Here is a 13,411-nt window from a genome sequence, read left to right as displayed (position 1 = left end):
ACACAATATAATGACCAGTCAGTCAGTACGTCCTAACTATAAGTGATCTATATATAAAATGCAACTCTTAAGTTGTGACAAAAAAACACAAAAAAGCCCCCTTATTAGGAGACTATTTTAGATTTTAAGAAACAACAGATCCTTATCTATTCTGTTGAACTAACCATTAGATGGGGCGAATAAGACTAATGGTCAGTTCACTTTATTAAAAGGATGAATGGGGTTCCTAAATCACGATTCCATTACGTTCAGGAGGGGAGGTTTGAGAGGAATAGATCCTGCCCCTGCAGAGGAATTTCGCTGAAACTTTCTCATGGAATATGATGAAGGAAAGGTTAGGAAGGTGATGTCTTACTCTTTTTAAGTTGTTGCTCTAGTTCACGTTGTCGATTTATGACATGCATCAATTGTATAGATAACATGTCTATTTGTAATTGAAACAATCGATTGCTGACTGGACGTTCAGTAACATTAAATTTCTTTTGTCCTTTTATGGCACCTCCTCCACTGTTAGTGCACAACCTTTTTGCCACCTCCAATCTTACTGTTCTTAATAACTAAGATAACGATAAGATGATAAAGTCGCAAAATGCAGATTTAGTTATTCTGAACATTATTTTGTACGAAAATGCGGCAATTTGATGAAAAATCGATGGTTATTCACTTATATTTCGAACCAATTTAACAAATTAGGTCCTTTTCAATTTTTTATCAGCAGAAGAGATTGGATTCGGATTTTCGAGTCATTTTCCCGCTTCCACCCTAACGTTCTACAAGCATGTATTTTAATATTCGTGTCTAATCATCCTTGCTCTGATGTTTACTTTTTGTACGCTCATTATAAGTAGAGTCATCCATAAATACGGGCTTTCGTCCAATTGAATGATATTCCATATTTAATTTTTTCACTCTGTCTAATTCATAACAATTACGATTGAATGGAATTTCTGGAGATATTACTACACTCTATTTGATATAATAAAGGAAACTTACTGATTCTCAAATCAACGCATATAACTTACATTATGACTACTTGTTTGAAAAAGGAGGACACTTATATGAAAACCTTTAGACTAAAGGAACTCTCTATTATCTCTCAAGAAGATAACTCACTTAAACGTCATCATGTTAAATTAACCGATGGTCTAATTATTAATAAAGAAAATGAGTTGGGAAACTGGTTAATTGAGGCTATTATTCCGAACGAACCGATTGAATTATTGAAAGAATTAGAGCAGCAAGAAGAACCCTTCATAATTGAAGCAACAATTTCACGAGAACAAAATACACCCGTTCCTTTCTCTGCAAACATCCGTAAAATAAAGATCCTTGATGAACATACGGAAATTTTATTAGACGCAAAGATAATTATGAAAAAAGATGACCTATCAGATCTCCTTCTAGAAGAATTAATTAAGGAAGGCTTAACTGGAAAAGCATTGATACAAGAATTTAAGCAAGCAAAGGCAGAACGAGGGCCTTCTTTCTTAGGTATAGTTGACAAGGAACTTAAAAAAGCAAAGTCTCCTTTATAGTATGTTTTCAAAAAAGACCTACCCGAACAATGGAACTTAGGATCAAGTACAAAATCTATTCATTTACATATGTAAGCAACGGAGAAACGAGATGAAGTAGAATTACAATAACGCATTTTCCCCGAACTTCTTGAAACGTTTTCTCATTACTACCTCTACAGATATACGATTGCACTGCTAGAATTTCAATATTATTTGTTCTTATTTTGCAACAAACGCGCCTTTTTTAGGCGCGTTTGTTGTGTTAGTATTCAATTTTTTCAACAAATGTACCTAGCTCACCATCTGCGTAAATATAAGCCTCTTCAGCCTTGTCACTATCTGATATTATTTTATACCAAACACCATCTTCACTTTCTTCTTCATCTAAGACTACAACAGTAGCTCCTTTAGTTGCAATCTGGTAGATAACATCAGCTTTTTTATCTGGCATTTCTCGCACATTTAACTTATCTACAATCACTTCTGCAAGTTCATACTGTTCGAAGTCTTTTTCTCCTAAGTATTGATCAGCTCGATACATATGACCTGAAATTTTTTGACCCCAATACGGATCAGATGCATACATTACATTCATTCCAATACTTTTGTTACCTAGCAAACCACCACGGTAGATTGCTCCAGGAGTTAAATATCGGTCACTTATGTACATTCCAGCATAAAGAATTCCATCTTGGAAATTATCGAATTGTGCAGCATTTTGCAATGGGTTACTATCTATCGCATTGATACCATACAAGTTATTCTTTTCTTTCGCAATTTCACTAAATCCCCATGCACTTTCATGAATAGCATGTGCAAGCAAATATAACGCATTAACACGATATTCTTCTTCAGCCTGTTTGAATGCCTTTCCAAGCCCAATTAACGGAGAATCGGGCTGCATCGCTTCAATATATCGATCTAAGTCCTCCGCATCATAGCTTGTTTTTGTACGGAGTGGCAAGTAATTGAAGTATTGATAATACTCACCTTCATCAAAATGAACACCATCTTCACTATGTACTTTCTCTCCATCATCGATAAAAGGTGGTGCCATCCCATACACATAACTCTCATAACTTCCATTTCGATACAAGACATGTATGAACTGTTCATCTTGTACTTTATAATGTGTACGCTCTTCTACCAATTTATCAGGTATCAATGTTAAACTTTCAAGCTTAATATAACCAACATTTTTAAGAAACTGCACTTTAACCTTTTCTTCATCTGCACCTATATACTGGACTTCTGTTCCAGCAGCAATAAAATTATTAAACTGATAGAGGTCCTCTTCATAAATTTTCGTATATCGATCAGTGATCGCAATACCATCTTCCATCCATACAATTTTATCGTTATGTAAGATTACTGCATTATTATAGTCATTTAATGCATCTTTCGCCTGTTGGTACGTATCAAATGCTGTCAGCTTATCAAGATCCCCATCTTTCTCTATTTCTGCAAGATAGTAACTTGATTTATCAACTTCACTTTCTTCTTTATCAATAACTTCTTCAGAATCTTTATCAGTTTCCTCCTGTTCTCGTTGCTGCTTATCTTGTTCAATTTCCTTTAACGTTGTTAACATACGAGAAATAGTCACTGATGCTTGTCCCCGTGTGACATTTTCCTTTGGACGAAACGTATTGTCTGGAAAACCGTTTATGATATTTACATGAACCAGGTGTTGTACAGATGTAGAAAAATAGATCTGTTCATTATCAGTAAACGACAACTTCCCTAATGTCGGAGAACCACCTTTGAAGCGAAGTGCACGATCAATTAAAGCTGCCATTTCTTCTCTAGTAAGTTTTCGATCTGGTGCAAACTTATCGCTTCCAATTCCGTTTATTAAACCACTTGAAGCTGCTTTATTTACATCTACATAAAACAAATGTGAACGAGGAACGTCAGAAAACGTCTTGTCACCTTCAGGAAGAAGCAATGAACGAGTAATTAATGAAGCCATTTCAGCGCGAGTAATCTGTTCATCATATGGAAGATGTCCGTTCTCCAGTATTCCCAACTTACTAAGCTCACTCATTTTCTCTTCAAACATATTCTCTGCACGTACGACACTCAGTTGAGTCATATTGAAGTATAAGGCTATTACTAATATAAAAACGAATGAATACTTTTTCACGTTGCTACTCCTCTTTAATTTTTTTGCTGAGGGAAAAGCTACGAGTAATAATGTGTTTTTATTATTACTGCTCTCCCTTAAGCTTTAGTACCCTATGTTAATTTGAACAAAATGAACTATTAACTATTAATCAATGAATCTTACTTTACACTAGTAATTTCTAACGTACCTGTACCATTTTTTATAAGCAATGCACGATATAAAAATGTAGAAAACTGACCTCTCGTAACAACTTTATTTGGAGAAAATGTTGTTGGTGTGCTTCCTGTCGTAATCCCTAACTCATAGATTGTCACAATATCTGTCTTAAATTCAGATTCCGTAACGTCAAGGAATGGTGATGAAGCTTCACTTTCTTCAAAGTCAAATGCTCGTGCAATCATTGCCGCCATCTCTTCTCGCGTTAAAATTTCGTTCGTACCGAAAATCTCATCCGAACGTCCTTTTATAATTCCTGAATGTTTCATCGCAGCAACTGCCCCAGAATAATATTGATCTCCCTCCACATCCTTGAACCCAGAATCACTGACATTCTCAGTATCAAGATCCAAAGCTCGTGCAAACATCACAGCAGCATCCTGTCGTGTTAAGTAATAATATGGTGCAAAATAATCTTCACTTATGCCTGTCACGATTTTTTCTTGCTCTAACACCATAACTGGGCCAGTAAAATAGTTAGAGAGCTCCAAATCTTTGAATGGTATATAAGTTAGATCACGTGAACCAAGTTCCTTTTTTGTCACAAATGAGATAGATTGCATTCCATTATCTGAATCTATCAGGAGTAGATAATCCGTTTCACTCTTCAATGCTTGTTGAGGAGTAATTTTAAATGATGTATAAGAGTTAGGATGAACATACACAGGTACTTTTTCTCCGCCTAATTCTACTAAGCTCACTTTCTCCTTTAAGTTCTCAGCGTCATACGATGACTTTGTTTGTACAGTGAAGACTGGATAACGAGAACGTACACCAGCATCAATATCTAATTCTTCATCCAAGCTTGCTAATAGTAGATCTTGATGTGCTGTTACCAATTCTTCTCCAACAGAAGTTTTAATGTCCGGTTGAATACCCTTTTCATTAATAACATCCCCTTTTGGTGTGAAGAATTCGGCAACTGATAGCTTTAACATCCCACCACTTTCAACATCAAACAACGTTTGTGCTAGCCCTTTTCCAAATGTTGTTTGTCCGTATAGTGTTGCACTTTCATAATCTTGAACTGCACCTGCAACAATTTCTGATGCACTTGCACTGGAACCATTTATTAACATGGCAATCGGTTTTGAAAATTGAACAGCTTGTTCTTCCACAGGATAAATTTGTTGAGATTTGTCACGATTCTCGACTATCAGTGCATTTTCAACTTCAGGGAAAAAACCAGCAATTTTTTGAGCTGTCTTTAAATAACCGCCACCATTACCACGTATATCAATAATCCAACCATCTACATCTTTTAAAGATAGGATTGCTTCTTTCATCTTCTCAGCCGCACTCTCACTAAAGCTATAAAGTGATATGTATCCGATATTGCCTGCTAACTTATGAGCTTCAACGACAGGCATATTAATATCTTGCCTTTTCACCGATACGTCTAATTCAGTATTTGCTGTCGGGCGTTTTACTTTTACATTCACTTGAGTACCTGGCTCACCTTTAAAAAATAGCGTTGCTTTGTCTACTGACTTTCCTTGTAGTGACGTTCCATCGGCTTCTATTATAATATCCCCTACCATAAGGCCAGCTGATTTAGCTGGACTATCTTTAAAAATAGAAACGATTTCTACACCATCTGACACTGCATTTACAACAATACCAATTCCTGTATAGTTTCTATTAATTGATTGTTCGAATTCTTCGTACTCTGATTGGGTAAAATAGTCAGAATACGGGTCTAAGTCATCTAAGATCTTATCGATTGAATCTTGTTGAAGCACTTCACCTGGTACTTCATCGATATAATTTTCTTCTATTAGATTTCGAACCTCTTCTATATCTGCTGCAGTTGCCGTTCCTATCATCAATAAAAAGAAGATAATTGTCTGCAACCCGACTTTTAATCGAAACGACATATTCATGACATTTCTACCTCCATTCATATTATGTAGCTCGAATATTGTTACTTTTTCATGTCAATTTATTGCAACCAATACGTTCGCTGTTCTTATTTTATTTACATGATATACTATATTTAGAATTTTAGTAAGGAGCGAAAAAGATGCTAAATACGTTAAAAAGGCTACTTGGCGACGAACAACAACGTAAATTAAAAAAACATTACAAAATCGTTGAACAAATCAACAGCCTTGAAGCAGAGTATGAACAGCTCTCAGATGAAGACCTTAAATTAAAAACAACAGAGTTCAAAGAAGCTCTATCAAATGGAAAAACGATTGATGATATAAAAGTCGAAAGCTTTGCTATCGTACGTGAAGCATCGAAACGTATTCTTGGTATGCGCCACTATGATGTACAACTAATAGGTGGATTAGTCTTAACCGATGGCAATATAGCTGAGATGCCTACTGGTGAAGGAAAGACACTTGTAGCTTCTCTACCAAGTTATTTACGTGCTCTTGAAGGTAAAGGTGTGCACGTTATTACTGTTAATGAATATTTAGCTCGACGGGATCGAGATATGATCGGTCAAATTCATGAATTTCTTGGCTTAACTGTCGGATTAAATATTCCAATGATGGAACCAGCAGATAAAGTTGCAGCATACAAAGCAGATATCACATATGGTGTTGGTAATGAATTTGGTTTTGACTATTTACGTGATAATATGGTCGCAGATCCTCGTCAGAAGGTGCAACGTCCATATCATTTTGTCATCACTGATGAAGTCGATAGCGTACTTATTGATGAGGCAAAAACACCTTTAATAATTGCAGGGAAAACAGAAGTTAGTGCTGAATTGCATTTTATAGGTGCACAAGTAGCTAAACGTTTCAAAGATGGTGAAGATTTCACCTTCGATATAGAGACGAGAGCAACAAACTTAACAGACCAAGGAATTGAGAAAGTAGAAAATGCATTTGGTGTCGATAACCTATATGAAATTGAACATCAAACACTGTATCATTATATGATTCAAGCGTTAAGAGCACGTGTCATGTTTGAACGAGATGTTGATTATATCGTTCAAGATGGTAAGGTTCTCTTAATTGATATGTTCACAGGACGTCCAATGGAAGGCCGTACATTAAGTGATGGCCTACATCAAGCAATCGAAGCAAAGGAAGGTCTTGAAATTACCGAAGAAAACAAGACACAAGCTTCCATTACAATTCAAAACTATTATCGTATGTATCCAATTATTTCAGGTATGACTGGCACTGCGAAAACGGAAGAATCTGAATTCCAACAATTATATGGGATGGATGTTATCCAAATTCCGACAAACAAACCAATCATTCGTGATGACCGCACAGACCGTGTCTATTTGACGAAAGATCAGAAATATAATGCGGTCATGGAAGAAGTTAAGCAATGTCATGCGAAGGGACAACCTGTTCTTGTCGGTACAACATCTATTCTTCAATCTGAACAAGTCGCAGAATACTTTGATAAAGCAAAACTCCCTTACCATCTCCTAAATGCTAAGAGTATTGAACAAGAAGTTAAACTAATTTCACTTGCAGGTCAAAAGGGGCAAATAACAATTGCAACAAATATGGCTGGGCGAGGTACCGATATTATGCTCGGTGAAGGTGTTGCAGAACTTGGAGGTCTTCATGTAATTGGTACAGAACGACATGAAAGTCGCCGAATCGACAACCAATTAAAAGGCCGTTCTGGTCGTCAAGGTGATACTGGTTCGACACAATTTATTATTTCACTAGAAGATGATATGTTCCGCCGTTTTGCGAAAGAAGAAGTTGAAAGAACCGCTCAAAAAATAAAAGCTGATGAAAATGGGCAAATCACTGATAAAAAAATCCATGAACTTGTTGATCGAGTACAGAGAATATGTGAAGGTAGTAACTATGCTGTACGTGAATATAACTTAAAATTGGATAATGTCATTAATGAGCAACGCGGTGTCATTTATTCGCTACGAGATAAAGTGCTTGAAAATGAAGACATCGTATCAATTATTTTACCTATGATTGATTCATATGCAACGTATACTGTTAATGAACATTGTCCTGAGGAGCTTGTTCCAGAAGAATGGCCATTAAAAGAATTAGAGGCAAAGCTAAACTATATTATCGTTGAGCCAAAGGTTGTATTCAATCATAACATTTTAGATATTTCTGAGGTTAAAGAAGAGGTAGAGGAAAAAACTTTAGCTTATAAAGCGAACATCGAGCTATTAAAGGAAAACAAAAAAGTTCAATTTACAATAAAACGATTAACACTAATGGTGATCGATCATTATTATACAAAACATCTTGAAAGCATGACTCGTCTAAAAGAAGGAATTGGACTTCGTCACTATCAACAAGAAGATCCAATGCGCCTTTATCAAAAAGAGGGTCTAGAGTTATTCTCAAAGACGTTCAGCGAATTAGAGCGCGATGCATCATTCCAGCTTGCTCGTCTTGCTAGGCCAATCTTAGAACAACAACAAAGTGAAGAAGAAAATAAATGATTATAACTAAACAGCAGAAATTCATTCTGCTGTTTAGTACATACATTCATAATAGGAGGGTAAAATTTCATGTTATCGTTTTTTAAAAAGAAAAATAAAATAAAAAAACAAGGAAACGATAGTACGATTTCCACAGAAACATTATTAAATGAGAAAGATGACAATACGCAAGACGAAGAAATCACAACACATCTATCTATCCATCCTAGCTGGCAGCTAAAAGAGGAAGAAAAGTACGTTTATCGTTTCCTTAATAACGAATGTCACCCTTTAAAGCCAAATCAACTGTCACTCTCAGGTATTGAATTAACTGAAGAAAATGATAGTTATCGTATAACTGCATTTATTCGTAGTTCTCTATCAAAAGAGGTTCGTTTAAAAGAAGCAACACTCTTATTAATCAGTGCTGATAACGAAAAGTTAGGGAGAAAAATGTTTAATTTATCTGAAATTGGTGAAATACCTGCACAGAGTAGTCGTCCTTGGCATTTCACCTTTTCAAAAGAAGACCTTTTCACAAATGATATTCCAAAAGAAGGTTGGAAGCTTGCATTTGATTTGTCACCTTCTTCTCGTAAACATTCATTAGACCTTGCAGAAAGCTGGCAAAAAAGTTTAGCAGATGCTGATAAACAAAAACTTGAGCAAATGGTAAATAAGATGACTCCACCAAAACCTGGTGAAGTTAACTTTCTTGGGATTCAAGCAAATCAAAAGCAAAATGGTAACCTTCATATCACGATGCTTATTCGAAATGGTAGCCCTAAGACCTTAACACTAAAGCAACTACCACTTGTAATTGAGGACGCCACAGGTGAAATTGTAGCCAAAGGAGGCTTCACTCTAGGTGAATTTGAAGTAAAAGCAAATACGAGTAAGCCGTGGACTTTCATCTTCCCTTCGTCACTACTGTTAAAAGAAGCCATTGACTTAAGCAAATGGAAAGCGTACTTACCGTCACAACCTAAATAAACAACAATCAACCTAAAACTTATGAAGAGGATGAAATAAAAGTGCTACGTTCATTTTTATTTCATCCTCTATTATGATTATGTGCTTTCTCAATAAACCATCAAACATATCTTTCAAAAACCATTGAATCTATATTATAAATTTACCTGATTGGTACCATCTCTATTTCCCCATTATTCCACAAACCTTTCTCTTAATAATTGTAGAAAAATGCCGATAATAGTAGTAATGAGTAAGTAATTTTTACTCATTTATTTTTTGTCTAAGCATTATATAACCTATTGAACCTAATAATCTACCCAAATAAATCATATCAATTATCTATAATAGAATAGTTGGAAGGAACCTATCATTCATAGTACACTTATCATTAACAATACTTTCCTTTTAGTTTAACCATTCTATTCATGATATACATTACGAAAGGCGTGAGTAAAAAGAGATGAATTTTTCTAATATTTTTTCTAAAATATCCATATTATTCATTTGTTCAATGATGTTCTTTTCTATATTTTTCTCCTTCTCTCAGTCAACTAAAGTTATTGCAGCAAACAATGCACGAATAAAAGATTCTTCACCTAGAGATGGATCAAAACAAGTTCCAGTAGATATCGAACCTACTATTACCTTTAACGATAAAGTTTTAAACGTTCACGAAAACAGAATCGAACTGAAATTAAAAAAAAGTAATAATAAATATGAAGAAATAGAACTAAAAGAAATTCGAAAGTCTGGTGAAAAATTAATTATCGTTCCAGAAGACAAATTAGAGTTCAACAAAAAATACGTTCTTGAAATTGATAACAATGCAGTTGAACTAAAAAATGGATATTACCGAAACAGCCGAAATATAGACTTTGAAACAAACTATATAGACTTTTACGATTTAATGGTTGTGAACGATGCAAAACTATCGAGTATATTAGAAACTTATACACCACGTGAGCTTAGAGTAATTGCACCTGACCGATATATTGAAGAGATTTCTGTTCTTCACAAAAAAAGAGGAAAAGTTGAAGATGATACTTTACAACAAATAACAGACTCCTTAACAAACATTGACATCGTAACGGAGGATACTTATAAAGTTAAACGTGTCTACGTCAAAATCAAATATCAAGGGCATACAATGCACTCTGGTAATGCGATTAAAGTTACCGATAATGATGATAAGAGAAAGAAAGGCAAAGATTTATATACATTGGGATTCGGTAACCTTCCACCCGCCTATGATGTAATCGTTATTTCATATAATAGCAAAAACGAAGAAGTTGATAAACAAACGATAAAAGTTGCAGCAAATGATAAGCTATTCCAAGAAATTAAAGAAACCTATAAATATAAAACTGCTGGAGAGTCTTTCACACTATACGAATTACTTGATGATGATAAAAAATTCAACGACCTCTTAACTGAGAATGATATGAAAAAGCTGAAAGTTCAAGTGGATGATTGATGATGCGATTTAAATCCAATATTTTCTTATTAACGTTTTTTTTAATCGCTTGTCTATCTTTTATCTCTCCTCTTCACGCAGCAGATTATTTAGAATGGGAGCACAATGTAACAGAGGATGCAAAAAAAGCTTGGACAGTCTCTTTTAATGATAAGGTCAAACGTTCTAGTGTTTCTAGAAGTACTGTTTTTATCACAAACTCTAAAAGTATACAAGTTAAAAGTACAGTCCAACTATCAAAAGATCAAAAATCATTTACAGTTACTCCTCTTGCAGCTTATCAAGCTGGAGAGACATATCAGTTAACGATTACGAACAAGGTGAAATCGGTAGATAACGTTACACTAACTAAAACCGTTATTATGCCATTCAAATACGTTGAACCTATAAATGAAGAAGAACCTACTATTTTACCTACGCCTGAAACACAAGTGAAAGATGAACCGTTGAGCGAGAACGTATTTAAGGTAGAAGTAGAGCTAGGAGCTTATATTAGCCAAGTCAAGGTCACAGCCAATGATTACATATCCTCCGTTAAGATTGAAGGTAACGACATGCATTATTTAGGTAATAATGAATACCAACTTGGGTTATCAGGTCTAGAATCTGGGCAGTATTTGAATATTCAAGGATTCGATAATAATGGAAAGCTTATTCAACGTGAACGACACACAATTGAATAAAACCTAATTTTCGTAACGAATGGAGGGGATATCATGTGGAAGAAATCCCTAATTAGTACTGGCATCATGACTTTAATTCTAATTAATATCTTTCTCTGGCCATATCTACTAAATAATCAAGACCACAATTCTATTGATGAACAACCTGAGAATCTAGAAACAACATCAGTACCTAAACAAATGGAAAGTATAGAAATAGAAATAGAAACAGAACTAATTAATGAGGAAATGGGAGAAAATGATTCTTCAAACATCGTTGATGAAATTACTGAACCATCTGAATCAATATCTAATATAGAAGGACCTACACCATTCGAAACAGATCCTCCATTCCAAATCATTAACATTAAATAAGAGAAAATAATAAAGACAAGACCACTCTTAATTAGTAGAGTGGTCTTGTCTTTAATCTTATTCAAAATAAATTTCTACCAACTTTAGTTCAGCATCGAAGTTAATTTTTGCTCCTAGCTCTTTCGCAATAAATGCTACTGGCACAAAGCTAGTACCATTCTTAACTTCAAATGGTGCACTCATCATTTTTTCTTTGCCGTTCACTTTTACTTTATTACTGTTTAGTGTAAATTCAAATGTTTGATTATCGACCATTACTTTTAACGTTTGAGCTTCTTTATTCCAATCCACATCTCCACCTAACCAGTTAGAGATAGCTGCTACTGGAACCATCGTTGAACCATTATTGACATAAGGAGCTTCGTTAAAATCTACCCACTCTGATCCAAAGAATGCATATGGAGCATCAATAAAGAATTCAGCTCTAAACTCATTTAATAACATTTTTTTAACAGGTGTTGAATCTGGTAGCTGTTTAATTTTTTGAAGATCATTTGAAAGCTCTTCAACATTCACGGATTTTTCGACTTTCGGTAGTTCAACTTCGCCACCAACATTCCAAACTATAGAATCCGTTTTGATTACAGCATCTAATCCCTCACCAGTTTCTTTATCATGAACTGCTAACGAAATATCTGACTTTTCACTTACCATGTATTTCTTTTGCTTAGAAAGCCCTGCTTCTGTCACGATATTTAAATCAATATCCATTCCAGACATTTGTTCAATACTTTCCTCCGTCGTTCCATCTACAAATGCTTTTGCTTGATTCAGCATATTACGGAACTCTTGAATTCCATCTGCTAACTCTTGATCAGTTGGCATACCTGCTTCTTCTGGCACAAACGCCAAGAACTCTTTTACAAGCTCGTCTAGTCCTTCATATTCAGCTAAGTTCCCAAGTGTATATGAGACAAAATCGAGAATGTTCTCGATATCAAACTTAACTTCAACTAACCTAACTCTTTCAGTTCCTTCAGGTGTTTCAACTGTTTGCCAGCCCTTATCATTTAGATTCTTAATCTCATAATCAAATTGCTTCATATAATCTTCGAAAGCACCCATCATAAACTCACGAAGCTTCTTCTGATCAGCCATACCCATCGTGTTATCGGCATAACCTGAATTTGGATCAATTTCATAATAATAAGGATCTGCTGAAGTTTTCATGAATATCTTTTCGCCTTCAACGATTACCTCAAGTGCTACTTGTTCTTCTACTGTCCAGTAACCCATTTTACGTAACGGTTCATCGTTTAGAAGCGTTAATTTCATGTACGCCTCGTCAACACTTGCTGCCTTCTGTTCAATTAACACGCCAGCCTTCAGCATATCTAGAATCTGCTGACCTTCTTCACCTAAATAATCACCTTTGACTTCTGCATCAATTGATAATGTTGTCTTTGATTCCGCTGACTCATACTTCATTGAATTAATGTATACATCTTTCAATGAAGGGTTTGTCGAGGAACAACCAACGAGCAATAACATAATTGCGGAAAAAATCACCAATAACTTCTTCATCACTTTATCTGCCACCTTTCTATTTTATTAACTATGCGAGTACCTACTAAGTATAACGAAAAAGTCTAAGAATAGTTTCATAAATTTTGAATTTAATAGTTATTTATTGAAAAAAATTTATTAAAAATGGATTGCCAACTAATCGGAAAGGCAATCCAT

At 35.0% G+C, this 13,411-nt stretch carries 10 protein-coding genes; 6 read left to right on the top strand and 4 right to left on the bottom strand.

Annotation, left to right across the window (positions count from 1 at the left end):
* Positions 1–335: 335 nt before the first annotated feature.
* Complete coding sequence (locus tag BFG57_RS11905) at positions 336–521, bottom strand: hypothetical protein (RefSeq protein ID WP_069717712.1); 186 nt, start codon at positions 519–521, stop codon at positions 336–338.
* 537 nt (positions 522–1,058) lie between these two features.
* Between BFG57_RS11905 and BFG57_RS11900 the strand changes: the two genes are divergently transcribed.
* The gene (locus BFG57_RS11900; protein ID WP_069717711.1) at positions 1,059–1,535 is read left to right on the top strand and encodes a YwpF family protein; all 477 of its coding nucleotides are present in this window, start codon (positions 1,059–1,061) and stop codon (positions 1,533–1,535) included.
* A 244-nt stretch (positions 1,536–1,779) separates the two neighbouring features.
* Here the strand turns inward: BFG57_RS11900 and BFG57_RS11895 are convergent, their stop codons facing one another.
* Positions 1,780–3,663 (bottom strand): S-layer homology domain-containing protein, encoded by a 1,884-nt coding sequence (locus BFG57_RS11895; RefSeq protein ID WP_069717710.1) that lies wholly within the window; start codon positions 3,661–3,663, stop codon positions 1,780–1,782.
* Between the two features lie 140 nt (positions 3,664–3,803).
* Positions 3,804–5,744 carry a S41 family peptidase gene (locus BFG57_RS11890; RefSeq protein WP_069717709.1) on the bottom strand — a complete coding sequence of 647 codons (1,941 nt, stop codon included), beginning with the start codon at positions 5,742–5,744 and terminating at the stop codon, positions 3,804–3,806.
* 140 nt (positions 5,745–5,884) lie between these two features.
* On the opposite strand from BFG57_RS11890, the gene secA2 reads away from it, so the two are divergent.
* From secA2 to BFG57_RS11865, 5 genes are all read left to right on the top strand, one after another.
* A complete protein-coding gene (gene secA2 / locus BFG57_RS11885) occupies positions 5,885–8,263 on the top strand; it encodes an accessory Sec system translocase SecA2 (protein ID WP_069717708.1) in 2,379 nt (792 codons plus the stop codon).
* 69 nt (positions 8,264–8,332) lie between these two features.
* A complete protein-coding gene (locus BFG57_RS11880; RefSeq protein WP_069717707.1) occupies positions 8,333–9,235 on the top strand; it encodes an accessory Sec system S-layer assembly protein in 903 nt (300 codons plus the stop codon).
* Positions 9,236–9,677: 442 nt separating this feature from the next.
* Positions 9,678–10,691 (top strand): Ig-like domain-containing protein, encoded by a 1,014-nt coding sequence (locus BFG57_RS11875; RefSeq protein WP_069717706.1) that lies wholly within the window; start codon positions 9,678–9,680, stop codon positions 10,689–10,691.
* Positions 10,691–11,374 (top strand): Ig-like domain-containing domain, encoded by a 684-nt coding sequence (locus BFG57_RS11870; RefSeq protein ID WP_069717705.1) that lies wholly within the window; start codon positions 10,691–10,693, stop codon positions 11,372–11,374. Before BFG57_RS11875 ends, BFG57_RS11870 begins: the two co-directional genes overlap by 1 nt.
* A gap of 33 nt (positions 11,375–11,407) precedes the next feature.
* Complete coding sequence (locus BFG57_RS11865; RefSeq protein WP_069717704.1) at positions 11,408–11,728, top strand: hypothetical protein; 321 nt, start codon at positions 11,408–11,410, stop codon at positions 11,726–11,728.
* 57 nt (positions 11,729–11,785) lie between these two features.
* Here BFG57_RS11865 and BFG57_RS11860 read toward each other — a convergent pair whose 3' ends face one another.
* Entirely contained in the window at positions 11,786–13,252 is a 1,467-nt protein-coding gene (locus BFG57_RS11860) for a copper amine oxidase N-terminal domain-containing protein (RefSeq protein WP_069717834.1), read from the bottom strand.
* Between the last annotated feature and the right edge of the window lie 159 nt (positions 13,253–13,411).

Origin of the sequence: Bacillus solimangrovi (assembly GCF_001742425.1) — a bacterium.
Lineage (GTDB): Bacteria > Bacillota > Bacilli > Bacillales > Bacillaceae_N > Bacillus_AV > Bacillus_AV solimangrovi.
This window is presented reverse-complemented; position numbering and strand designations above follow the sequence as displayed.